The 23,802-nt window shown below is 52.1% G+C and carries 17 protein-coding genes, 2 tRNA genes and 2 rRNA genes; 18 read left to right on the top strand and 3 right to left on the bottom strand.

Features of this window, described 5'->3' with window-relative positions:
• Positions 1-52 precede the first annotated feature (52 nt).
• From ubiE to tatD, 7 genes are all read left to right on the top strand, one after another.
• Entirely contained in the window at positions 53-808 is a 756-nt protein-coding gene (ubiE, locus tag EOS98_RS22475; RefSeq protein WP_000229009.1) for a bifunctional demethylmenaquinone methyltransferase/2-methoxy-6-polyprenyl-1,4-benzoquinol methylase UbiE, read from the top strand.
• A 9-nt stretch (positions 809-817) separates the two neighbouring features.
• Positions 818-1,423, top strand: coding sequence for a ubiquinone biosynthesis protein UbiJ (gene ubiJ, locus EOS98_RS22470; protein WP_126524402.1), 606 nt, complete (start codon positions 818-820; stop codon positions 1,421-1,423).
• Entirely contained in the window at positions 1,420-3,060 is a 1,641-nt protein-coding gene (gene ubiB, locus EOS98_RS22465; protein WP_000187559.1) for a ubiquinone biosynthesis regulatory protein kinase UbiB, read from the top strand. The genes ubiJ and ubiB overlap by 4 nt, the downstream gene beginning before the upstream one ends.
• A gap of 205 nt (positions 3,061-3,265) precedes the next feature.
• The gene (gene tatA / locus EOS98_RS22460; protein ID WP_000508972.1) at positions 3,266-3,520 is read left to right on the top strand and encodes a Sec-independent protein translocase subunit TatA; all 255 of its coding nucleotides are present in this window, start codon (positions 3,266-3,268) and stop codon (positions 3,518-3,520) included.
• A 3-nt stretch (positions 3,521-3,523) separates the two neighbouring features.
• Positions 3,524-4,072: a Sec-independent protein translocase protein TatB gene (tatB, locus tag EOS98_RS22455; protein WP_000459612.1), complete on the top strand. Its 549-nt coding sequence runs from the start codon at positions 3,524-3,526 to the stop codon at positions 4,070-4,072.
• Positions 4,073-4,074: 2 nt separating this feature from the next.
• On the top strand, positions 4,075-4,854 hold the full coding sequence (gene tatC / locus EOS98_RS22450; protein WP_000257554.1) for a Sec-independent protein translocase subunit TatC: 780 nt from the start codon (positions 4,075-4,077) through the stop codon (positions 4,852-4,854).
• A gap of 41 nt (positions 4,855-4,895) precedes the next feature.
• Complete coding sequence (gene tatD / locus EOS98_RS22445) at positions 4,896-5,678, top strand: 3'-5' ssDNA/RNA exonuclease TatD (protein WP_000459637.1); 783 nt, start codon at positions 4,896-4,898, stop codon at positions 5,676-5,678.
• A gap of 7 nt (positions 5,679-5,685) precedes the next feature.
• Here the strand turns inward: tatD and rfaH are convergent, their stop codons facing one another.
• Entirely contained in the window at positions 5,686-6,174 is a 489-nt protein-coding gene (gene rfaH / locus EOS98_RS22440) for a transcription/translation regulatory transformer protein RfaH (RefSeq protein ID WP_001192410.1), read from the bottom strand.
• 185 nt (positions 6,175-6,359) lie between these two features.
• Between rfaH and ubiD the strand changes: the two genes are divergently transcribed.
• The 3 genes from ubiD (at position 6,360) to EOS98_RS22425 (ending at position 10,702) form a co-directional block, all read left to right on the top strand.
• Positions 6,360-7,838, top strand: a complete 1,479-nt coding sequence (gene ubiD, locus EOS98_RS22435; protein ID WP_000339760.1) for a 4-hydroxy-3-polyprenylbenzoate decarboxylase — start codon at positions 6,360-6,362, stop codon at positions 7,836-7,838.
• A gap of 85 nt (positions 7,839-7,923) precedes the next feature.
• Complete coding sequence (fre, locus tag EOS98_RS22430) at positions 7,924-8,625, top strand: NAD(P)H-flavin reductase (RefSeq protein ID WP_000209831.1); 702 nt, start codon at positions 7,924-7,926, stop codon at positions 8,623-8,625.
• A gap of 253 nt (positions 8,626-8,878) precedes the next feature.
• Positions 8,879-10,702 carry an aryl-sulfate sulfotransferase gene (locus EOS98_RS22425; RefSeq protein ID WP_000669892.1) on the top strand — a complete coding sequence of 608 codons (1,824 nt, stop codon included), beginning with the start codon at positions 8,879-8,881 and terminating at the stop codon, positions 10,700-10,702.
• A 196-nt stretch (positions 10,703-10,898) separates the two neighbouring features.
• Here EOS98_RS22425 and fadA read toward each other — a convergent pair whose 3' ends face one another.
• Entirely contained in the window at positions 10,899-12,062 is a 1,164-nt protein-coding gene (gene fadA, locus EOS98_RS22420; protein ID WP_000438778.1) for an acetyl-CoA C-acyltransferase FadA, read from the bottom strand.
• A 9-nt stretch (positions 12,063-12,071) separates the two neighbouring features.
• The gene (gene fadB, locus EOS98_RS22415) at positions 12,072-14,261 is read right to left on the bottom strand and encodes a fatty acid oxidation complex subunit alpha FadB (RefSeq protein WP_000966001.1); all 2,190 of its coding nucleotides are present in this window, start codon (positions 14,259-14,261) and stop codon (positions 12,072-12,074) included.
• 189 nt (positions 14,262-14,450) lie between these two features.
• Between fadB and pepQ the strand changes: the two genes are divergently transcribed.
• The 8 genes from pepQ to EOS98_RS22375 all read left to right on the top strand — a co-directional run bounded on the left by pepQ (position 14,451) and on the right by EOS98_RS22375 (position 23,785).
• On the top strand, positions 14,451-15,782 hold the full coding sequence (gene pepQ / locus EOS98_RS22410) for a Xaa-Pro dipeptidase (protein ID WP_000444525.1): 1,332 nt from the start codon (positions 14,451-14,453) through the stop codon (positions 15,780-15,782).
• Positions 15,782-16,396: an IMPACT family protein gene (locus EOS98_RS22405; protein WP_064034474.1), complete on the top strand. Its 615-nt coding sequence runs from the start codon at positions 15,782-15,784 to the stop codon at positions 16,394-16,396. Before pepQ ends, EOS98_RS22405 begins: the two co-directional genes overlap by 1 nt.
• A 38-nt stretch (positions 16,397-16,434) precedes the next feature.
• Complete coding sequence (gene trkH / locus EOS98_RS22400) at positions 16,435-17,886, top strand: Trk system potassium transporter TrkH (protein ID WP_000545688.1); 1,452 nt, start codon at positions 16,435-16,437, stop codon at positions 17,884-17,886.
• 11 nt (positions 17,887-17,897) lie between these two features.
• The gene (hemG, locus tag EOS98_RS22395; protein WP_000853982.1) at positions 17,898-18,443 is read left to right on the top strand and encodes a menaquinone-dependent protoporphyrinogen IX dehydrogenase; all 546 of its coding nucleotides are present in this window, start codon (positions 17,898-17,900) and stop codon (positions 18,441-18,443) included.
• 377 nt (positions 18,444-18,820) lie between these two features.
• Positions 18,821-20,362 (top strand): 16S ribosomal RNA (locus tag EOS98_RS22390).
• Between the two features lie 69 nt (positions 20,363-20,431).
• Positions 20,432-20,508, top strand: a tRNA-Ile gene (locus tag EOS98_RS22385).
• A gap of 111 nt (positions 20,509-20,619) precedes the next feature.
• A tRNA-Ala gene (locus EOS98_RS22380) sits at positions 20,620-20,695 on the top strand.
• Positions 20,696-20,877: 182 nt separating this feature from the next.
• Positions 20,878-23,785, top strand: a 23S ribosomal RNA gene (locus tag EOS98_RS22375).
• Together the 16S and 23S rRNA genes with 2 tRNA genes alongside form the textbook arrangement of a ribosomal RNA operon.
• Positions 23,786-23,802 lie beyond the last annotated feature (17 nt).

The raw sequence follows: 23,802 nt of genomic DNA, 5'->3' as shown, positions 1-23,802 counted from the left end.
GGTCCAATCTGTTACACTTCTTGAACATTTTTATCGATAAGCAGGCACTGAGATGGTGGAAGATTCACAAGAAACGACGCACTTTGGCTTTCAGACCGTCGCTAAAGAGCAGAAAGCTGACATGGTGGCCCACGTTTTTCATTCTGTGGCGTCAAAGTACGATGTGATGAATGATTTAATGTCATTTGGCATTCATCGTTTGTGGAAGCGCTTCACCATTGATTGCAGTGGCGTGCGTCGTGGACAAACCGTTCTCGATTTAGCGGGCGGTACGGGCGATCTTACCGCGAAATTTTCACGTATGGTCGGGGAAACTGGCAAAGTTATCCTGGCGGATATTAATGATTCTATGCTCAAAATGGGGCGTGAGAAGCTGCGCAATATCGGCGTGATCGGCAACGTAGAGTATGTGCAGGCAAATGCCGAAGCTCTGCCTTTCCCTGATAATACGTTTGATTGCATTACCATTTCGTTTGGTTTGCGCAATGTAACGGAAAAAGAAAAAGCGCTGCGGTCAATGTTCCGTGTGTTGAAACCCGGCGGACGTTTACTGGTGCTTGAATTTTCCAAGCCTATCATTGAGCCGCTGAGTAAAGCGTATGACGCCTATTCTTTCCATATTTTACCGCGTATTGGCTCGATGGTCGCGAACGATGCGGATAGCTATCGGTATCTCGCGGAATCCATCCGTATGCATCCCGATCAGGATACCTTAAAAGCCATGATGCAGGACGCCGGGTTTGAGAGCGTGGATTATTATAATTTGACGGCGGGCGTTGTGGCATTGCACCGTGGTTATAAATTCTAGGAGGGTGGAATGCCTTTTAAACCCTTAGTGACCGCAGGAATTGAAGGTCTCCTCAATACGTTTCTGTATCGTTCGCCAGCGCTGAAATCAGCCAGAACGCGCTTACAGGGAAAAGTACTGTGTGTGAAACTAAAGGGATTTTCGACGCCATTAGTCCTGGTATTCAGTGAACGCCAGGTTGATGTGCTGGGGGCATGGGAAGGCGAAGCGGACTGTACGGTAATCACTCAAGCTAGCGTTTTGCCAAAACTACGCGATCGTCAGCAGTTGGCCACGCTTATTCGCAGCGGCGAACTGGAAGTGCAGGGCGATATTCAGGTCGTGCAAAATTTTGTGGCGCTCGCCGATCTCGCCGAATTCGATCCTGCGGAGCTGTTGGCGCCATACACGGGTGATATTGCGGCGGAAAGTATCGGTAAGGTCGTGCGTGGCGGGGCTAAATTCCTGCGCCACGCGTTTCAACGCCAGCAGCGTTATGCCGCTGAAGCGATCACTGAAGAGTGGCGTATGGCGCCTGGCCCGCTGGAAGTCGCATGGTTTGCCGAAGAAACCGCGGCTGTTGAGCGCGCCGTAGATTCTCTGACCACACGGCTGGAAAAACTGGAGGCCAAATGACGCCAGGTGAAGTACGGCGCCTATATTTCATCATCCGCACGTTTCTAAGCTACGGCCTTGATGAACTCATCCCCCGAATGCGTCTTACACTGCCACTCCGATTATGGCGCTATTCGCTGTTCTGGATGCCAAACCGGCATAAAGATAAATTGCTGGGTGAACGATTAAGACTGGCGTTGCAAGAGCTGGGACCGGTCTGGATCAAATTTGGTCAGATGCTCTCCACGCGCCGTGACCTGTTCCCGCCGCAAATCGCCGATCAGCTCGCTTTGCTCCAGGATAAAGTCGCGCCATTCGATGGTCGGCTGGCGAAAGCCCAGATTGAAGAGGCGATGGGGGGGCTACCAGTCGAAGCCTGGTTTGACGACTTTGATATCCAGCCTTTAGCGTCGGCGTCAATCGCCCAGGTACATACCGCGCGATTGAAATCAAACGGTAAAGAAGTGGTTATTAAGGTCATTCGCCCGGATATTTTGCCGGTAATTCAGGCAGACCTGAAACTGATTTATCGCCTTGCTCGCTGGGTACCACGCCTGTTGCCGGATGGGCGTCGTCTGCGCCCGACGGAAGTGGTGCGTGAGTATGAGAAAACGCTGATCGATGAGCTGAATCTGCTGCGGGAATCGGCCAACGCGATTCAGTTACGCCGCAATTTTGAAAATAGTCCCATGCTGTATATCCCGGAGGTGTACTCCGATTACTGTAGCCAGAACATGATGGTGATGGAGCGGATATACGGCATTCCGGTTTCGGATGTGGCGGCGCTGGAAAAGAACGGCACCAACATGAAACTGCTGGCGGAACGCGGGGTTAAAGTTTTCTTCACCCAGGTTTTCCGCGACAGCTTTTTCCATGCGGACATGCATCCGGGAAATATTTTTGTCAGCCATGAACACCCTGAAAACCCGCAATATATCGGCATTGACTGCGGTATCGTCGGGTCGCTAAACAAAGAAGATAAGCGTTATCTGGCTGAAAACTTTATCGCGTTTTTTAATCGCGATTACCGAAAGGTGGCAGAACTGCATGTCGATTCAGGCTGGGTTCCGCCAGATACCAACGTTGAAGATTTTGAGTTTGCCATCCGCACCGTCTGTGAACCTATCTTTGAAAAGCCGCTCGCGGAAATCTCGTTTGGTCATGTGTTGTTAAACCTTTTCAATACAGCGCGTCGATTTAACATGGAAGTCCAGCCGCAACTGGTGTTGTTGCAGAAAACATTATTGTATGTTGAAGGGGTTGGGCGGCAACTTTATCCTCAGCTTGATTTGTGGAAAACGGCGAAGCCGTTTCTTGAGTCCTGGATCAAAGATCAGGTGGGTATTCCGGCTCTCACGCGGGCTCTTAAAGAAAAAGCGCCGTTCTGGGTCGAAAAAATGCCAGAAATACCTGAACTGGTGTACGACAGTTTGCGCCAGGGCAAATATTTACAGCACAGTGTTGATAAGATTGCGCGCGAGTTACAGGTAAACCATGTGCGCCAAAGTCAGTCTCGTTATTTATTGGGAATTGGCGCAACGCTGTTACTGAGCGGGTCATTCTTACTCGTCAACCGCCCTGAATGGGGATTGATGCCTGGCTGGCTCATGGTCGGCGGCGTAGTGGTCTGGCTGGTTGGCTGGCGTAAAACTCGTTGAGATTTTTTATCGCTCAACGCCGGTTGTGTCACGCAGGTACATATTATCACTCGAGGCAGTACTCAGGCCGCAAGTCAATGTCGTCCCGGTCGTATGTAAAAGTATGTGAATAGGATGGGCGAAAGCGGCTAACAAAGAGGCAGCGCGAAGGATAATGTGTATAATGCGGCCCTATTAATTCATCATCTATCACAGAGGAACATGTATGGGTGGTATCAGTATTTGGCAGTTGTTGATTGTTGCCGTTATCGTCGTACTGCTGTTCGGCACCAAAAAACTCGGTTCCATCGGTTCCGATCTTGGCGCGTCTATCAAAGGCTTTAAAAAGGCCATGAGCGATGATGATGCCAAACAGGATAAAACCAGTCAGGACGCTGATTTTACCGCTAAATCTATCGCGGATAAGCAAGGCGAAGCGAAAAAGGAAGACGCTAAAAGCCAAGATAAAGAGCAGGTATAATCCGTGTTTGATATCGGTTTTAGCGAACTGCTGTTAGTGTTCGTTATCGGCCTCATTGTGTTGGGGCCGCAACGATTGCCAGTAGCGGTAAAAACGGTAGCGGGCTGGATTCGCGCGTTGCGGTCCCTTGCGACAACGGTTCAGAATGAACTGACTCAGGAACTGAAACTTCAGGAGTTCCAGGACAGTCTGAAAAAAGTCGAAAAGGCGAGCCTGGAAAATCTGACTCCCGAGCTGAAAGCATCTATGGATGAACTGCGTCAGGCGGCGGAGTCGATGAAACGCACCTACAGCGCTAACGATCCCGAACAAGCGAGCGATGAAGCGCATACCATCCATAACCCGGTGGTAAAAGGGAACGAAACGCAGCATGAGGGCGTCACCCCTGCCGCCGCTGAAACACAGGCGAGCGCGCCGGAACAAAAGCCGGAGCCCGTTAAAGCTAACGTGCCTGAGTCGACGGAAACCGCTTCCGTAGCCACGATAGACGCCGAGAAGAAATCCGCTGCGCCTGTTGTCGAATCTTCCCCCTCGTCGAGTGATAAACCGTAAACATGGCTGTAGAAGATACTCAACCGCTTATCACGCATCTGATCGAGTTGCGTAAGCGCCTGCTAAACTGCATCGTCGCAGTACTTCTGATTTTTCTGGCGTTAATTTATTTCGCCAATGATATTTATCATTTAGTCGCCGCACCGCTGATTAAACAGATGCCGCAAGGGGCGACAATGATTGCGACGGATGTGGCGTCGCCGTTTTTTACGCCTATCAAACTCACCTTCATGGTGTCTTTGATCTTATCCGCGCCTGTCATTTTGTACCAGGTTTGGGCCTTTATCGCCCCGGCGCTGTATAAGCATGAGCGTCGTCTGGTCGTACCGCTGCTGGTATCCAGTTCGCTGCTTTTCTACATTGGTATGGCCTTCGCCTATTTTGTCGTATTCCCTTTGGCCTTTGGTTTCCTGACGCATACGGCGCCGGAAGGGGTACAGGTTTCGACAGATATCGCCAGCTATCTTAGCTTTGTTATGGCGCTTTTTATGGCCTTTGGCGTAGCCTTTGAAGTGCCGGTGGCGATTGTGTTGCTGTGCTGGATGGGCATCACCACGCCAGAAGATTTGCGTAAAAAACGGCCTTATATCCTGGTCGGGGCATTCATTGTGGGAATGCTGCTTACGCCGCCAGATGTTTTCTCGCAAACGTTGCTGGCGATACCGATGTACTGCCTGTTTGAAATTGGCGTTTTCTGCTCACGCTTTTATGTCGGTAAGCGACGGACGCGCGACGAAGATAACGAGGCCGAAACCGAAAAGGCCGAGCACACTGAAGACTAAACACAACCGCCCGCCAGGGCGGTTGTCATATGGGGGCAAGCATGTTTGATATTGGCGTTAATTTAACCAGTAGCCAGTTTGCAAAAGATCGTGATGATGTGGTCGCCCGTGCGTTTGCGGCGGGAGTAAAAGGTATGCTACTGACCGGAACGAACATCCATGAAAGTCAGCAGGCGTTAAAACTGGCGCGGCGCTACCCCCATTGTTGGTCGACGGCTGGCGTCCATCCCCATGACAGCAGTCAGTGGTCACCCGCGTCTGAAGACGCCATTATTGCGCTGGCGAACCAGCCGGAAGTCGTCGCTATCGGTGAGTGCGGGCTGGATTTCAATCGCAATTTTTCCACGCCGCAGGAGCAGGAGCGTGCCTTTCAGGCGCAGCTACAAATTGCCGCCGAATTGCAGATGCCAATCTTTATGCACTGCCGGGACGCGCATGAGCGATTTCTGGCATTGCTTGATCCCTGGCTGGATAGTCTTCCTGGTGCAATACTGCACTGCTTTACCGGTTCACGCCAGCAAATGCAGGCCTGTGTGGACAGAGGGCTCTATATCGGTATTACCGGGTGGGTTTGCGACGAACGACGCGGGCTTGAGCTACGTGAACTCTTACCGTTTATTCCAGCGGAAAAGCTACTGATAGAAACCGATGCGCCGTATCTGTTGCCTCGCGATCTTACGCCGAAACCAACGTCACGACGCAACGAGCCCGCGTATCTGCCTCACATCCTGGAGCGCATTGCGCTATGGCGTGGTGAAGATCCGCAATGGTTAGCGGCGATGACAGATGCCAACGCCAGAACCTTATTTGAGGTTGTATTCTGAACGATCGCTAAATCTTGCGAAAACCGGTGTTTTTTACGCTCTGCTTCACTTCTTTATTGAGTAAATTAAGCAGTAACATCGAACGCGTTTCGCCATCCGGTTCGGTAAAAATCGCTTTCAGCCCTTCAAATGCGCCTTCCGTGATGATGACGCTATCGCCGGGATAGGGGGTTTCAGGATCGACAACGCCTTCGGGCTTGTAGATAGAAAGCTGATGAATAACGCTGGAAGGCACGATCGCAGGATGCGCGCCAAAGCGCACAAAATGGCTGACGCCGCGCGTGGCGTTGATTGTAGTGGTATGTATCACTTCCGGATCAAATTCAACGAACAGATAATTAGGAAAGAGCGGTTCGCTGACGGAGGTACGTTTTCCGCGTACCATTTTTTCCAGGGTGATCATCGGTGTCAGGCAACTTACCGCTTGTCTTTCGAGGTGTTCCTGAGCACGCTGAAGTTGCCCGCGTTTGCAGTACAGTAAATACCAGGATTGCATAATGACTCTTATCCGCTTGTTCGGGGCGCAAGCATAGCAAAAGCCATGCGCGAAGTTAATTATACACTTCATCCTTTAAGCCGTATCTGGATTAGCGTTGGTTGCCAGAGTTCACGCTAATTTAACAAAAATACAGCATCCCGATGATGAACGCCGTATAATGATGCGCTTACCAAGAGGCTACAATGGACGCCATGAAATATCACGATTTACGCGACTTCCTGACGCTACTTGAGCAGCAGGGGGAACTAAAACGCATCACGCTACCTGTGGATCCTCATCTGGAAATCACGGAAATCGCTGACCGCACGCTGCGTGCCGGTGGACCGGCGTTGCTGTTTGAAAATCCTAAAGGTTACGCCATGCCGGTGCTGTGCAACCTTTTTGGCACGCCAAAACGCGTGGCGATGGGCATGGGGCAGGATGATGTTTCCGCATTACGGGAAGTGGGTAAATTATTAGCGTTTCTGAAAGAACCTGAGCCGCCGAAAGGCTTTCGCGATCTGTTTGACAAGCTGCCGCAGTTTAAGCAAGTGCTGAATATGCCGACGAAACGGTTACGCGGCGCGCCTTGCCAGCAGAAAATCGCGTCTGGCGATGATGTCGATTTAACGCGTCTTCCTGTCATGACCTGTTGGCCGGACGACGCCGCGCCGCTGATTACCTGGGGACTGACGGTAACGCGTGGTCCGCACAAAGAGCGGCAAAACCTGGGCATTTATCGTCAGCAGTTGATAGGTAAAAATAAGCTGATTATGCGCTGGCTGTCTCACCGCGGCGGCGCGCTGGATTTTCAGGAGTGGTTAGCCGCGCGTCCGGGTGAACGTTTCCCGGTCTCCGTCGCATTGGGCGCCGATCCGGCGACGATACTTGGCGCCGTGACTCCTGTTCCCGATACTCTGTCGGAGTATGCCTTTGCGGGCCTGCTGCGCGGCACGAAAACTGAAGTGGTTAAATGCCTTTCTAACGATCTGGAAGTGCCTGCCAGCGCCGAGATTATCCTTGAAGGTTACATTGAGCCGGGAGAGATGGCGCCGGAAGGACCGTATGGCGATCATACGGGCTATTATAATGAAGTGGATAACTTTCCGGTCTTTACCGTCACGCATATTACGCAGCGTGAGGATGCCATCTATCACTCCACCTATACCGGGCGTCCGCCCGATGAGCCTGCGGTATTAGGGGTGGCGCTCAATGAAGTCTTCGTGCCTATTCTGCAAAAACAGTTTCCGGAAATCGTCGACTTTTATCTGCCGCCGGAAGGGTGTTCTTACCGCCTGGCGGTAGTGACGATGAAAAAGCAGTACGCTGGTCATGCGAAACGCGTCATGATGGGCGTCTGGTCGTTTTTGCGCCAGTTTATGTATACGAAATTTGTTATCGTTTGCGATGATGACGTTAACGCACGCGACTGGAATGATGTGATCTGGGCGATTACCACCCGTATGGACCCTGCGCGGGATACGGTGCTGGTTGAAAATACGCCGATTGATTACCTGGATTTTGCCTCGCCGGTCTCCGGGCTGGGTTCAAAAATGGGGCTGGATGCCACAAACAAATGGCCGGGCGAAACCCAACGCGAGTGGGGTCGTCCTATTGTTAAAGATCCTGAAGTTACCGCGCGTATTGATGCGATTTGGGATGAGCTGGCTATCTTTAAATAACTGAAAGCGGACATCGACATTTCAGGCTGTGGCGACTCGGCTTGAAAAATGTCGGTATTGACCCGACACCCGACAGAGGGAGCGCATGACAACCTTAAGCTGTAAAGTGACCTCGGTAGAAGCTATCACCGATACCGTATATCGGGTTCGTTTAGTGCCGGACGCGGCGTTTTCATTCCGCGCTGGTCAGTATTTGATGGTCGTAATGGACGAGCGTGACAAACGCCCGTTTTCGATGGCCTCAACGCCGGACGAGAAAGGGTTTATTGAATTACACATTGGCGCTTCCGAGCTCAATCTGTATGCGATGGCGGTCATGGATCGAATTCTGAAAGACCGGGAAATCGTCGTCGATATTCCGCATGGCGACGCCTGGCTACGTGACGATGAAGAGCGTCCGTTGATTCTGATCGCGGGCGGTACGGGCTTTTCTTATGTGCGCTCCATCCTGTTGACGGCGTTAGCGCGCAACCCGGCCCGTGATGTTACCATTTACTGGGGTGGTCGCGAAGAAAAGCACCTCTATGATCTCTCTGAGCTGGAAGCACTCTCTGTTAACCATCCGAATTTGCGTATTGAACCTGTTGTCGAGCAGCCGGAAGAAGGCTGGCGTGGACGTACAGGAACGGTACTTACGGCGGTATTGCAGGATTATGGTACGCTGGCGGGGCACGATATTTATATTGCCGGACGTTTTGAGATGGCGAAAATCGCCCGCGATCTGTTCTGTCATGAGCGTAACGCGCGGGAAGATCGTCTGTTTGGCGATGCGTTCGCATTTATTTAACTATTTTATGGGACGCAGTAGCGTCCCTTTTTACGTTAGCCTACCTAAAAGTCCTCTTAAATATTAATTAATCGTCAACTATAAAACCTTATGATATTGAATATCTACAGGCTTTGTATTGCGTGTAATAAATTAAGTAATATTATGTCCTGAGGCTATCAATAAAAATAGTTAATTATATATGCTTCATTTATTTTTATAAAAGAAACATAAAATGGAAAGTTAGTTATTTATTTATAAGATGGAGAGTGTTATGAAATTTAAATATGCTTTAACTTCTCTCGCATTATCTGTTGCAATTTTGTCATCAGTACCTTCTACTGCTTTCGCCATCGGCGGCGCCAGCGGCGCTAAAGTGGACTATCAGGTCCAGGGAAAAATTGGCGAAGTTGTTATGAACCCCTATGATATCGCGCCGCTAACCGCCGTTATTCGTAATGGCGGTTACCAGTTACGTGACGTGCATGTACGGATTGTCCCCAAAGAAAATGGCCAGGAGATCGCGTATAAAGTTAATAATAAATACCTTTTAACGTATGGCGGTATCCCCGTCTTTGGTCTTTACCCAGATTATGTCAATACCGTTGAAGTTGAATATACAAGGATCCAGGGTAGTAAAACCGAAAATATAAAAGAAAGCTATAAAATGTATGCACCGCCTGCCTATATTGAATCATCGGGTACAAAAGAAGAACAATCAGCACTCTTTACTATCGATGTTAAAAAGGTTTCCCCAGAATTTAAAGATCGCTTGTATCTTTTGAATAATACGAAAGATAAGTCTGGGAATGGAACGCGTACTGTCTGGAACAACCCTACTGGGGGTGCATTAGAATGGAACTTCACTACAGCTAACGCTATTATCGACACCTCCGGTGATATTCGTTGGTTTATGAATCCAAGTTCAATTTATGATTTAAAGTCAATTTATCGTGCTGGCGTTATGATGGGCTTTAAACAAAACCAGGATGGCGCACTATCGTGGGGCTACGGTCAGCGTTATGTGAAATACGATATCATGGGGCGTGAAATCTTTAACCGCCGTCTGCCGGATAATTATAACGATTTTTCACACTCAATGGATAACGCGGCCAACGGTCACTACTTCCTGCGTGTAGCCAGCTCTAACTATAAACGTCCTGATGGGAAAAATGTTCGTACCGTGCGTGATGTGATTGCCGAAGTTGATCAGAACGGCGTGGTAGTGGATGAATGGCGTCTGTTTGATATCCTCGATCCTTATCGTGATGTGATAATGAAAACCCTCGATCAGGGCGCTGTGTGCCTGAATATCGACGCCAGCCAGTCCGGCCATACGTTGAGCGAAGAAGATCTGGCGGCGCTGGACTCCTCCGACAAATTCGGGGATATCGTGGGTAGTGGGGCTGGCCGCAACTGGGCGCATGTCAACAGCGTCGACTATGACAGTGAAGATGATTCCATCATCATCAGCTCCCGCCACCAGAGTGCGATTATCAAAATCGGCCGCGATAAGAAAGTGAAGTGGATACTGGGTACGCCTGCTGGCTGGAAAGCGCCATTTAATGCCGCAATTCTGACGCCAGTGGATAGCAAAGGCCAAAAAATCGCTTGCCAGGACAGTGGCTGCGAGGGTGACTTCGACTGGACATGGACGCAACATACGGCTTTTAAAATTGATAGTAAGAGTAAAGGCGATATCTTATACCTTTCCGCTTTCGACAATGGCGATGGCCGCGGCTTAGAACAGCCTGCTATGCAGAGTATGAAATACAGCCGCTCCGTGATTTACAAAATCGACCAGAAAAACAAGACAGTCCAACAGATCTGGCAATACGGTAAAGAGCGCGGGAACGAGTGGTTTAGCCCGGTAACCTCTATCACCGAGTACCAGACTGACAAGAATTCTGTGTTCGTGTATTCCGCAACAGCAGGTGGTGCGTTTGATTTGTCGGTAGGCGCATTTACCAGCTTGCCTAATCCGTATCTGGAAGAGTTCAAATGGGGAGAAAAAGAGCCTGCGGTCGAAATGCAAATACATGGTGCGCGTGGATATCAAGCTATGCCATTTAGCCTGACCAAAGCGCTTACTGAGTAGAACGGGCCATACGGTGAAAAAACCCGCCCCTGACGGGCGGGAAAAACGGCAACTAAACTGTTTCCCGTCATAATTCGCGCAGCCTCTTTGTTGGCTGCCTTTGCTCACCCCGGGCACATAGTTATCTATGTGCCCGGGGATTCGCTCAGTTGCCGCTGCGCTGCAATGCGAGTTATTTAGGGGATATTATCTTTGATTAAACCCGCTCAAACACCGTGGCGATGCCCTGACCCAGACCAATACACATCGTCGCCAGACCAAACTGCGCGTCTTTGCGCTCCATCAGGTTGATAAGCGTGGTGCTGATACGTGCTCCGGAGCAGCCGAGCGGATGACCAAGCGCGATCGCGCCGCCGTTGAGGTTGATCTTCTCGTCTATCTGCTCCATCAATCCCAGATCCTTAATGCATGGCAGGATCTGTGCGGCAAACGCTTCGTTCATCTCAAACACATCGATATCGCTGGCTGACAGTCCCGCTTTTTTCAACGCCAGTTTTGACGCCGGAACCGGCCCGTAACCCATAATTGACGGATCACAACCCACCACTGCCATTGAGCGAATACGGGCGCGAGGTTTCAGACCCAGCTCACGGGCACGACTTTCGCTCATTACCAGCATGGCGGCTGCGCCATCGGAAAGCGCGGATGAGGTGCCCGCCGTGACCGTGCCACTAACCGGATCAAATGCCGGACGCAGCGTTGATAGCGCTTCGACCGTGGTTTCCGGGCGGATCACTTCATCGTAGTTAAACTGCTTCAACACGCCGTCTGCATCATGACCGCCAGTCGGGATAATCTCCGTTTTGAATGCGCCAGACTGGGTGGCGGCCCAGGCGCGAGCGTGAGAACGCGCGGCGAACTGGTCCTGCATTTCCCGGCTAATGCCGTGCAGGCGGGAGAGCATTTCCGCCGTTAGCCCCATCATCCCTGCCGCTTTGGCGACGTTGCGACTCAGACCCGGGTGAAAATCCACGCCGTGGCTCATCGGCACGTGCCCCATATGCTCCACGCCGCCAACCAGACAAACCTGCGCATCGCCGGTCATGATCATTCGCGCTGCATCGTGTAACGCCTGCATCGAGGAACCACACAGACGGTTGACGGTGACCGCCGGTACCGAATGGGGAATTTCTGCCAGCAGCGCGGCGTTACGGGCAATGTTGAAGCCTTGCTCCAGCGTTTGTTGTACGCAGCCCCAGTAAATATCATCGAGGGTCGCCGCTGTAAGCGACGGATTACGCGCCAGCAGGCTACGCATTAAGTGGGCGGAGAGATCTTCTGCCCGCACGTTACGAAACGCGCCGCCCTTCGAACGGCCCATCGGGGTGCGAATAGCATCGACAATGACAACCTGTTCCATTGTGACTCCTTAAGCCGTTTTCAGAGAACCAACCGGACGGGCTGGTTCAACCGGGGGATAATACGGTTCGTTATGGCGCGCTTTATTACGCAGCCCTTCCGGCACTTCATACAGCGGGCCGAGGTGTTGATACTGCTGCGCCATATCAAGATATTTCGCGCTGCCCTGTGTATCCAGCCAGCGGAATGCGCCGCCGTGGAACGGAGGGAAGCCCAGGCCGTAGACCAGCGCCATATCGGCTTCCGCCGGGCTTGCGATAATGCCTTCTTCCAGACAGCGAACCACTTCGTTAATCATCGGGATCATCATACGGGCGATTATCTCGTCGTCGCTGAAGTCGCGTTTCGGCTGGCTGACGCTTGCCAGCAGGTCATCCACCGCGGCATCTTCTTCTTTCTTCGGCTTACCCTTGCTGTCTTCTTTATAGCGCCAGAAGCCCAGACCGTTTTTTTGCCCAAAACGGCTGGCGTCAAACAATGCGTCGATCGCGTCGCGATACTCTTTCTGCATCCGTTGCGGGAAGCCTGCCGCCATTACCGCCTGCGCGTGGTGGGCGGTATCAATACCCACCACGTCGAGCAGATAGGCCGGGCCCATCGGCCAGCCGAACTGTTTTTCCATCACTTTATCGACTTTGCGGAAATCCGCGCCGTCGCGCAGCAGTTGACTGAAACCGGCGAAATAGGGGAACAGCACGCGGTTAACAAAGAAGCCGGGGCAGTCGTTGACTACAATCGGCGTCTTGCCCATTTTGCTTGCCCAGGCGACGACTTTGGCAATGGTTTCGTCTGAACTCTTCTCGCCGCGAATGATTTCAACCAGCGGCATCCGGTGTACCGGGTTGAAGAAGTGCATTCCGCAAAAGTTTTCCGGACGTTCCAGGGCGCTTGCCAGTTCGCCAATTGGGATGGTGGAGGTATTTGAGGCCAGCACGGTTTCCGGGCGCACTTTCTGCTCGGTTTCCGCCAGTACCGCTTTTTTGACTTTCGGATTTTCGACTACCGCTTCGACAACAACATCTACGCGATCGAAACCGGCATAATCGAGAGTCGGGTGGATGGTCGAAATGACGCCCGCCAGCTTCAGACCGTCGATCTTGCCGCGCTCCAGCTGTTTGTTCAGCAGCTTGGCCGCTTCGGTCATGCCGAGGTTCAACGATTTATCGTTGATATCTTTCATGATGACCGGTACGCCTTTCCAGGCCGACTGGTAAGCGATACCGCCGCCCATAATGCCCGCGCCCAGTACGGCTGCCTGTTTCGGCGTCTCAATATCTTTGGTCAGCTTTTTGGCTTTACCTTTTACATATTGATCGTTGAGGAAGATACCGACCAGCGCACGAGCCTCATTGGTATGCGCCAGCGGAACAAAGCTTTTATTTTCCAGATTCAGCGCTTCTTCACGACCAAAACGCGCGGCGGCTTCAATGGTTTTCACTGCGGTCATCGGCGCCGGATAATGTTTACCCGCCGTTTGTGCGACCATGCCTTTAGCGATGGTAAAGCTCATCGCTGCTTCAATCTTACTGAGTTTCAACGGTTCCAGTTTCGGCTGGCGTTTAGCTCTCCAGTCGAGATCGCCGGTAATGGCCTGGCGTAACACCGCTATCGCGCCTTCAATTAGCTTCTCTTGTTTGACCACGCCGTCCACAAGGCCGATTTTCAGCGCGTGCTCAGCACCGACATCTTTACCTGCCGCGATAATCTCCAGCGCGCTGTCTGCGCCCAGCATACGCGGCAGACGAACGGAGCCGCCGAAACCCGGCATGATGCCCAGTTTAGTTTCCGGCAGACCGATACGGAGGTCTGGCGTCGCCAGACGGTAATCGGTGGCCAGCACGCATTCGCACCCGCCGCCCAGCGCATAGCCGTTTACGGCGGCAAGGGTCGGTACGGGTAAATCTTCCAGACGGTTAAAGACGCTATTAGCGAAATGCAGCCATTGGCTTAACTGCTCTTCGGGGACGAGGAACAGTGAAAGAAATTCGGTGATGTCCGCGCCGACAATAAAGGCCGCTTTATTAGAGCGCAGCAGCAGCCCTTTTAAATCGTGTTGCTTTTCCAGCACCTCAAGCGCCTGGCCGAGGCTGGCGACGGTTGCGGTGTCGAGTTTATTGACCGAGCCTGGAGCATCGAACACCAGTTCGGCGATGCCATCTTCCAGCCAGTCGAGGTACAGGGTGTCGCCTTTATAAAGCATGTCAGTCTCCTGAATCCACAAAGTGATCTGGTCGTACCAGATGAAGCGAAGTGTGTATTTTGTGTTAAAAAAATGCAAATAAATGATTAAAGAAATGCCGATGTGATCACGCTCGGCAGAGATCACGCTCTCGTGGGGCGATGTGCTAAGATGCGGGAACTTGAGGTCAAAAAAACAGAAGGGTAAAAAATGGAATCACTGGCCGCGCTCTATAAAAATCATATCGTTACCTTACAAGAACGGACGCGCGATGTCCTGGCGCGCTTTAAGCTGGATGCGTTACTTATTCACTCCGGCGAGCTTTTCAATGTCTTTCTCGACGATCACCCTTATCCGTTTAAGGTCAATCCACAGTTTAAAGCGTGGGTGCCGGTAACTCAGGTTCCAAATTGCTGGCTGTTGGTCGATGGCGTCAACAAACCCAAATTGTGGTTTTATCTGCCGGTCGATTACTGGCATAACGTTGAACCGCTGCCAACGTCCTTCTGGACAGAAGAAGTCGAGGTCGTCGCCTTGCCGAAAGCGGATGGCATCGGCAGCCAGCTGCCTGCCGCGCGTGGCAATATCGGCTATATCGGCCCGGTTCCTGAGCGCGCGCTACAATTGGATATCGCCGCCAGCAACATCAACCCGAAAGGTGTTATCGACTATCTGCATTACTACCGCGCCTATAAAACGGATTATGAACTGGCCTGTATGCGCGAAGCGCAGAAAATGGCGGTGAGCGGTCATCGTGCGGCGGAAGAAGCCTTCCGTTCCGGCATGAGCGAGTTTGACATCAACCTGGCGTACCTGACCGCCACGGGACATCGCGATACCGATGTTCCATACAGCAACATTGTGGCGCTGAACGAACATGCCGCCGTGCTGCATTACACGAAACTGGATCATCAGGCACCGTCTGAAATGCGCAGTTTCCTGCTGGATGCGGGCGCGGAATACAACGGCTACGCGGCGGATCTGACGCGGACCTGGTCGGCGAAAAACGATAACGACTACGCCCACCTGGTGAAAGATGTTAACGACGAACAGTTGGCGCTGATCGCTACCATGAAGGCGGGCGTCAGCTATGTGGATTATCATATTCAGTTCCATCAGCGCATCGCAAAGCTGCTGCGTAAACATCAAATCATTACCGACATGAGTGAAGAGGCGATGGTGGAAAATGATCTCACCGGGCCGTTTATGCCGCACGGTATTGGTCATCCGTTGGGTCTGCAGGTACACGATGTGGCCGGGTTTATGCAGGATGATTCCGGTACGCATCTCGCCGCGCCGTCCAAATACCCGTATCTGCGCTGCACGCGTGTGTTACAGCCGCGAATGGTGTTGACCATCGAACCGGGGATTTACTTCATCGAATCGCTGTTAGCGCCGTGGCGCGAAGGCCCGTTCAGCAAGCACTTCAACTGGCAGAAAATTGAAGCGCTCAAGCCTTTCGGCGGTATTCGCATTGAAGATAACGTGGTCATCCACGAAAACGGCGTGGAAAACATGACGCGGGATTTAAAACTGGCGTAATGGACAGTTGGTTAATCCCTGCAGCGCCGGTCACCGTTGTTGAAGAGATCAAAAAAAGCCGCTTTATTACGCTATTGGCGCATACCGATGGCGTAGAGGCGGCGAAAGCGTTTGTTGAGTCAGTCAGAGCTGAGCACCCTGATGCGCGCCACCATTGTGTGGCGTGGGTGGCGGGGGCGCCGGACGACTCACAGCAACTGGGCTTTTCAGACGACGGCGAACCGGCGGGAACGGCAGGCAAGCCGATGCTTGCGCAATTGATGGGCAGCGGCGTCGGAGAAATTACTGCCGTCGTCGTGCGCTACTATGGTGGTATTCTGCTGGGTACGGGCGGGCTGGTAAAAGCCTATGGCGGCGGTGTGAATCAGGCATTACGTCAGCTTGCCACACAACGCAAGACGCCATTAACCGAATATACTTTGCAGTGTGAGTACGGTCAGTTGGCCGGAATCGAAGCATTATTAGGACAGTTTGCCGGGAAGATCGTTTCCAGCGATTATCAGGCGTCTGTTCGGCTCAGGGTGGCGCTTCCTTTTGCTCATGTGAATGTATTTTCCACAAAACTGGCGGATTTTAGCCGTGGTTCATTGCAATTGTTAGCGATTGAAGAATAATCCCCACCTCATTTTTAAGAATAAAGGAAGCGGCAGAGATGCATTTTCGCGCCATTACCCGAATCGTTGGACTACTGGTTATCTTATTTTCGGGGACAATGATTCTCCCGGGACTGGTAGCGCTAATATATCGTGATGGCGCAGGAAGAGCGTTCACGCAGACCTTTTTTGTCGCGCTGGCGATCGGTTCCATACTGTGGTGGCCGAACCGTAGGGAAAAGGGCGAGCTGAAATCCCGCGAAGGATTTCTTATCGTGGTGCTGTTCTGGACCGTGCTGGGCAGCGTGGGTGCGCTGCCGTTTATTTTCTCGGAAAGCCCAAACCTCACCATTACCGATGCTTTTTTTGAATCGTTCTCCGGGTTAACCACCACGGGCGCCACTACTCTGGTGGGGCTGGATTCATTACCGCACGCCATTCTCTTTTATCGTCAGATGCTGCAATGGTTTGGCGGTATGGGGATCATTGTGCTGGCGGTGGCGATTCTCCCTATCCTCGGCGTCGGGGGGATGCAGCTCTATCGGGCAGAAATGCCGGGTCCGCTCAAAGATAACAAAATGCGCCCGCGTATTGCCGAGACGGCGAAAACGCTGTGGCTTATCTATGTCTTGCTAACGGTAGCCTGCGCGCTGGCGCTATGGTTTGCAGGGATGCCCGCGTTTGACGCTATCGGACACAGCTTCTCCACTATCGCTATCGGCGGCTTTTCAACGCATGACGCCAGCGTAGGCTATTTTGATAGTCCCACTATTAATACCATCATCGCTATTTTCCTGCTGATCTCCGGTTGTAACTATGGCCTGCATTTCTCTTTATTAAGCGGGCGTAGCCTGAAGGTATACTGGCGCGATCCGGAATTCCGCATGTTCATCGGCGTACAGTTGACGCTGGTGGTGATCTGCACGCTGGTACTGTGGTTCCATAATATCTACGACTCGGCGCTGACAACGCTAAATCAGGCGTTCTTCCAGGTTGTGTCGATGGCGACAACGGCAGGGTTTACCACGGACAGCATTGCGCGCTGGCCGCTGTTTTTGCCCGTCTTGCTGCTATGTTCCGCGTTTATTGGCGGTTGCGCCGGGTCAACGGGCGGGGGGTTAAAGGTCATCCGTATTCTGTTGTTGTTTAAACAGGGGAACCGCGAACTCAAACGTCTGGTGCATCCGAATGCCGTTTACAGTATTAAGCTGGGGAACCGGGCGCTGCCAGAACGTATTCTGGAAGCCGTCTGGGGATTCTTTTCTGCCTACGCGCTGGTATTTATCGTCAGTATGCTGGCCATTATCGCTACAGGCGTAGATGATTTCTCGGCTTTCGCCTCGGTAGTGGCTACGCTTAATAACCTGGGACCGGGGCTAGGGGTGGTTGCTGATAACTTCGCCAGTATGAATCCGGTTGCGAAATGGATACTCATCGCCAACATGCTATTTGGTCGTCTGGAAGTATTCACTTTGCTGGTACTTTTTACCCCGACTTTCTGGCGTGAATAATGGAGTAACACGTGAAAACATTGATTCTTTTCTCTACCCGGGACGGACAAACGCGCGAAATTGCCTCTTATCTGGCTTCTGAACTCAAAGAGATGGGGATCTGGGCCGATGTCGTTAATCTGCATCGCGCAGAAGAGCCGGACTGGGATAGCTATGATCGCGTAGTGATTGGCGCGTCTATTCGTTATGGTCATTACCACAGCGCCTTTCAGGAGTTTGTTAAGAAATATGCCACGCGGTTGAACGGAATGCCGAGCGCCTTTTATTCCGTTAACCTGGTGGCGCGTAAAGCTGAAAAACGGACGCCGCAGACTAACAGCTACGCGCGTAAGTTTTTAATGAGCTCTCCGTGGCGACCTGACTACTGTGCCGTCATTGCAGGCGCGCTTCGCTATCCCCGCTATCGCTGGTATGACCGTCTGATGATCAAGCTTATTATGAAGATGTCGGGCGGCGAAACGGATACCAGTAAAGAAGTGGTGTACACCGACTGGGAGCAGGTTGCGCACTTTGCCCGTGAAATAGCCCATTTAACCAACAAATCGTCGGCAAAATAAACGCAAAGAATAAAAAGTGCGCACTCAGAAAATTATTTTAAATTTCCTCTTGTCAGGCAGAAATAACTCCCTATAATGCGCCACCACTGACACGGAACAACGGCACACAGGCCGCCGGGTCAGCGGGGTTCAGACCAGAACCTCACGGAGAAAAGCGAAAATAAACGCTTGACTCTGAAGCGGGAAAGCGTAATATGCACACCCCGCGCCGCTGAGAAAAAGCGAAGCGGCACTGCTCTTTAACAATTTATCAGACAATCTGTGTGGGCACTCGAAGATACGGATTCTTGACGTCGCAAGACGAAAAATGAATACCAAGTCTCAAGAGTGAACACGTAATTCATTACGAAGTTTAATTCATTGAGCATCAAACTTTTAAATTGAAGAGTTTGATCATGGCTCAGATTGAACGCTGGCGGCAGGCCTAACACATGCAAGTCGAACGGTAACAGGAAGCAGCTTGCTGCTTTGCTGACGAGTGGCGGACGGGTGAGTAATGTCTGGGAAACTGCCTGATGGAGGGGGATAACTACTGGAAACGGTGGCTAATACCGCATAACGTCGCAAGACCAAAGAGGGGGACCTTCGGGCCTCTTGCCATCAGATGTGCCCAGATGGGATTAGCTAGTTGGTGAGGTAACGGCTCACCAAGGCGACGATCCCTAGCTGGTCTGAGAGGATGACCAGCCACACTGGAACTGAGACACGGTCCAGACTCCTACGGGAGGCAGCAGTGGGGAATATTGCACAATGGGCGCAAGCCTGATGCAGCCATGCCGCGTGTATGAAGAAGGCCTTCGGGTTGTAAAGTACTTTCAGCGGGGAGGAAGGTGTTGTGGTTAATAACCGCAGCAATTGACGTTACCCGCAGAAGAAGCACCGGCTAACTCCGTGCCAGCAGCCGCGGTAATACGGAGGGTGCAAGCGTTAATCGGAATTACTGGGCGTAAAGCGCACGCAGGCGGTCTGTCAAGTCGGATGTGAAATCCCCGGGCTCAACCTGGGAACTGCATTCGAAACTGGCAGGCTTGAGTCTTGTAGAGGGGGGTAGAATTCCAGGTGTAGCGGTGAAATGCGTAGAGATCTGGAGGAATACCGGTGGCGAAGGCGGCCCCCTGGACAAAGACTGACGCTCAGGTGCGAAAGCGTGGGGAGCAAACAGGATTAGATACCCTGGTAGTCCACGCCGTAAACGATGTCTACTTGGAGGTTGTGCCCTTGAGGCGTGGCTTCCGGAGCTAACGCGTTAAGTAGACCGCCTGGGGAGTACGGCCGCAAGGTTAAAACTCAAATGAATTGACGGGGGCCCGCACAAGCGGTGGAGCATGTGGTTTAATTCGATGCAACGCGAAGAACCTTACCTGGTCTTGACATCCACGGAAGTTTTCAGAGATGAGAATGTGCCTTCGGGAACCGTGAGACAGGTGCTGCATGGCTGTCGTCAGCTCGTGTTGTGAAATGTTGGGTTAAGTCCCGCAACGAGCGCAACCCTTATCCTTTGTTGCCAGCGGTTAGGCCGGGAACTCAAAGGAGACTGCCAGTGATAAACTGGAGGAAGGTGGGGATGACGTCAAGTCATCATGGCCCTTACGACCAGGGCTACACACGTGCTACAATGGCGCATACAAAGAGAAGCGACCTCGCGAGAGCAAGCGGACCTCATAAAGTGCGTCGTAGTCCGGATTGGAGTCTGCAACTCGACTCCATGAAGTCGGAATCGCTAGTAATCGTGGATCAGAATGCCACGGTGAATACGTTCCCGGGCCTTGTACACACCGCCCGTCACACCATGGGAGTGGGTTGCAAAAGAAGTAGGTAGCTTAACCTTCGGGAGGGCGCTTACCACTTTGTGATTCATGACTGGGGTGAAGTCGTAACAAGGTAACCGTAGGGGAACCTGCGGTTGGATCACCTCCTTACCTGAAAGAAGCGTACTTTGCAGTGCTCACACAGATTGTCTGATGAAAAACGAGCAGTAAAACCTCTACAGGCTTGTAGCTCAGGTGGTTAGAGCGCACCCCTGATAAGGGTGAGGTCGGTGGTTCAAGTCCACTCAGGCCTACCAAATTTTCCCTGAATACTGCGTTGTGAAATAACTCACATACTGATGTATGCTTCGTTATTCCACGCCTTGTCTCAGGAAAAATTATCGGTAAAGAGGTTCTGACTACACGATGGGGCTATAGCTCAGCTGGGAGAGCGCCTGCTTTGCACGCAGGAGGTCTGCGGTTCGATCCCGCATAGCTCCACCATCTCGTGAGTGTTTACGAAAAAATACTTCAGAGTGTACCTGAAAGGGTTCACTGCGAAGTTTTGCTCTTTAAAAATCTGGATCAAGCTGAAAATTGAAACACAGAACAACGAAAGTTGTTCGTGAGTCTCTCAAATTTTCGCAACACGATGATGAATCGTAAGAAACATCTTCGGGTTGTGAGGTTAAGCGACTAAGCGTACACGGTGGATGCCCTGGCAGTCAGAGGCGATGAAGGGCGTGCTAATCTGCGATAAGCGCCGGTAAGGTGATATGAACCGTTATAACCGGCGATACCCGAATGGGGAAACCCAGTGTGATTCGTCACACTATCATTAACTGAATCCATAGGTTAATGAGGCGAACCGGGGGAACTGAAACATCTAAGTACCCCGAGGAAAAGAAATCAACCGAGATTCCCCCAGTAGCGGCGAGCGAACGGGGAGGAGCCCAGAGCCTGAATCAGCATGTGTGTTAGTGGAAGCGTCTGGAAAGGCGCGCGATACAGGGTGACAGCCCCGTACACAAAAGCGCATGTGCTGTGAGCTCGATGAGTAGGGCGGGACACGTGGTATCCTGTCTGAATATGGGGGGACCATCCTCCAAGGCTAAATACTCCTGACTGACCGATAGTGAACCAGTACCGTGAGGGAAAGGCGAAAAGAACCCCGGCGAGGGGAGTGAAAAAGAACCTGAAACCGTGTACGTACAAGCAGTGGGAGCACAGGTTTACCTGTGTGACTGCGTACCTTTTGTATAATGGGTCAGCGACTTATATTCTGTAGCAAGGTTAACCGAATAGGGGAGCCGGAGGGAAACCGAGTCTTAATTGGGCGTTAAGTTGCAGGGTATAGACCCGAAACCCGGTGATCTAGCCATGGGCAGGTTGAAGGTTGGGTAACACTAACTGGAGGACCGAACCGACTAATGTTGAAAAATTAGCGGATGACCTGTGGCTGGGGGTGAAAGGCCAATCAAACCGGGAGATAGCTGGTTCTCCCCGAAAGCTATTTAGGTAGCGCCTCGTGAATTCATCTCCGGGGGTAGAGCACTGTTTCGGCTAGGGGGCCATCCCGGCTTACCAACCCGATGCAAACTGCGAATACCGGAGAATGTTATCACGGGAGACACACGGCGGGTGCTAACGTCCGTCGTGAAGAGGGAAACAACCCAGACCGCCAGCTAAGGTCCCAAAGTCATGGTTAAGTGGGAAACGATGTGGGAAGGCCCAGACAGCCAGGATGTTGGCTTAGAAGCAGCCATCATTTAAAGAAAGCGTAATAGCTCACTGGTCGAGTCGGCCTGCGCGGAAGATGTAACGGGGCTAAACCATGCACCGAAGCTGCGGCAGCGACGCTGATGCGTTGTTGGGTAGGGGAGCGTTCTGTAAGCCTGCGAAGGTGGCCTGTGAGGGTTGCTGGAGGTATCAGAAGTGCGAATGCTGACATAAGTAACGATAAAGCGGGTGAAAAGCCCGCTCGCCGGAAGACCAAGGGTTCCTGTCCAACGTTAATCGGGGCAGGGTGAGTCGACCCCTAAGGCGAGGCCGAAAGGCGTAGTCGATGGGAAACGGGTTAATATTCCCGTACTTGGTGTTACTGCGAAGGGGGGACGGAGAAGGCTATGTTGGCCGGGCGACGGTTGTCCCGGTTTAAGCGTGTAGGTGTGTGTTCCAGGTAAATCCGGTTCACTTTAACACTGAGGCGTGATGACGAGGCACTACGGTGCTGAAGCAACAAATGCCCTGCTTCCAGGAAAAGCCTCTAAGCATCAGGTAACATCAAATCGTACCCCAAACCGACACAGGTGGTCAGGTAGAGAATACCAAGGCGCTTGAGAGAACTCGGGTGAAGGAACTAGGCAAAATGGTGCCGTAACTTCGGGAGAAGGCACGCTGACACGTAGGTGAAGTGATTTACTCATGGAGCTGAAGTCAGTCGAAGATACCAGCTGGCTGCAACTGTTTATTAAAAACACAGCACTGTGCAAACACGAAAGTGGACGTATACGGTGTGACGCCTGCCCGGTGCCGGAAGGTTAATTGATGGGGTCAGCGCAAGCGAAGCTCCTGATCGAAGCCCCGGTAAACGGCGGCCGTAACTATAACGGTCCTAAGGTAGCGAAATTCCTTGTCGGGTAAGTTCCGACCTGCACGAATGGCGTAATGATGGCCAGGCTGTCTCCACCCGAGACTCAGTGAAATTGAACTCGCTGTGAAGATGCAGTGTACCCGCGGCAAGACGGAAAGACCCCGTGAACCTTTACTATAGCTTGACACTGAACATTGAGCCTTGATGTGTAGGATAGGTGGGAGGCTTTGAAGTGTGGACGCCAGTCTGCATGGAGCCGACCTTGAAATACCACCCTTTAATGTTTGATGTTCTAACGTGGACCCGTGATCCGGGTTGCGGACAGTGTCTGGTGGGTAGTTTGACTGGGGCGGTCTCCTCCTAAAGAGTAACGGAGGAGCACGAAGGTTGGCTAATCCTGGTCGGACATCAGGAGGTTAGTGCAATGGCATAAGCCAGCTTGACTGCGAGCGTGACGGCGCGAGCAGGTGCGAAAGCAGGTCATAGTGATCCGGTGGTTCTGAATGGAAGGGCCATCGCTCAACGGATAAAAGGTACTCCGGGGATAACAGGCTGATACCGCCCAAGAGTTCATATCGACGGCGGTGTTTGGCACCTCGATGTCGGCTCATCACATCCTGGGGCTGAAGTAGGTCCCAAGGGTATGGCTGTTCGCCATTTAAAGTGGTACGCGAGCTGGGTTTAGAACGTCGTGAGACAGTTCGGTCCCTATCTGCCGTGGGCGCTGGAGAACTGAGGGGGGCTGCTCCTAGTACGAGAGGACCGGAGTGGACGCATCACTGGTGTTCGGGTTGTCATGCCAATGGCACTGCCCGGTAGCTAAATGCGGAAGAGATAAGTGCTGAAAGCATCTAAGCACGAAACTTGCCCCGAGATGAGTTCTCCCTGAGACTTAGAGTCTCCTGAAGGAACGTTGAAGACGACGACGTTGATAGGCCGGGTGTGTAAGCGCAGCGATGCGTTGAGCTAACCGGTACTAATGAACCGTGAGGCTTAACCTTACAACGCCGAAGATGTT

The sequence above is a fragment of the Salmonella sp. SSDFZ69 genome (genome assembly GCF_004010755.1).
GTDB classification, from domain to species: Bacteria; Pseudomonadota; Gammaproteobacteria; order Enterobacterales; family Enterobacteriaceae; genus Salmonella; species Salmonella enterica.
The sequence above is the reverse complement of the archived record's forward strand: the minus strand, read 5'-3'. Positions and strand labels throughout refer to the sequence as shown.

What these genes read in the sequence shown, in the direction of transcription:
- ubiE (WP_000229009.1), top strand. Translation starts at nt 53, where the DNA reads ATGGTGGAAGATTCACAAGAAACGACGCACTTTGGCTTTCAGACCGTC.
- ubiJ (WP_126524402.1), top strand. Translation starts at nt 818, where the DNA reads ATGCCTTTTAAACCCTTAGTGACCGCAGGAATTGAAGGTCTCCTCAAT.
- ubiB (WP_000187559.1), top strand. Translation starts at nt 1,420, where the DNA reads ATGACGCCAGGTGAAGTACGGCGCCTATATTTCATCATCCGCACGTTT.
- tatA (WP_000508972.1), top strand. Translation starts at nt 3,266, where the DNA reads ATGGGTGGTATCAGTATTTGGCAGTTGTTGATTGTTGCCGTTATCGTC.
- tatC (WP_000257554.1), top strand. Translation starts at nt 4,075, where the DNA reads ATGGCTGTAGAAGATACTCAACCGCTTATCACGCATCTGATCGAGTTG.
- tatD (WP_000459637.1), top strand. Translation starts at nt 4,896, where the DNA reads ATGTTTGATATTGGCGTTAATTTAACCAGTAGCCAGTTTGCAAAAGAT.
- rfaH (WP_001192410.1), bottom strand. Translation starts at nt 6,174, where the DNA reads ATGCAATCCTGGTATTTACTGTACTGCAAACGCGGGCAACTTCAGCGT.
- ubiD (WP_000339760.1), top strand. Translation starts at nt 6,360, where the DNA reads ATGGACGCCATGAAATATCACGATTTACGCGACTTCCTGACGCTACTT.
- fre (WP_000209831.1), top strand. Translation starts at nt 7,924, where the DNA reads ATGACAACCTTAAGCTGTAAAGTGACCTCGGTAGAAGCTATCACCGAT.
- EOS98_RS22425 (WP_000669892.1), top strand. Translation starts at nt 8,879, where the DNA reads ATGAAATTTAAATATGCTTTAACTTCTCTCGCATTATCTGTTGCAATT.
- fadA (WP_000438778.1), bottom strand. Translation starts at nt 12,062, where the DNA reads ATGGAACAGGTTGTCATTGTCGATGCTATTCGCACCCCGATGGGCCGT.
- fadB (WP_000966001.1), bottom strand. Translation starts at nt 14,261, where the DNA reads ATGCTTTATAAAGGCGACACCCTGTACCTCGACTGGCTGGAAGATGGC.
- pepQ (WP_000444525.1), top strand. Translation starts at nt 14,451, where the DNA reads ATGGAATCACTGGCCGCGCTCTATAAAAATCATATCGTTACCTTACAA.
- EOS98_RS22405 (WP_064034474.1), top strand. Translation starts at nt 15,782, where the DNA reads ATGGACAGTTGGTTAATCCCTGCAGCGCCGGTCACCGTTGTTGAAGAG.
- trkH (WP_000545688.1), top strand. Translation starts at nt 16,435, where the DNA reads ATGCATTTTCGCGCCATTACCCGAATCGTTGGACTACTGGTTATCTTA.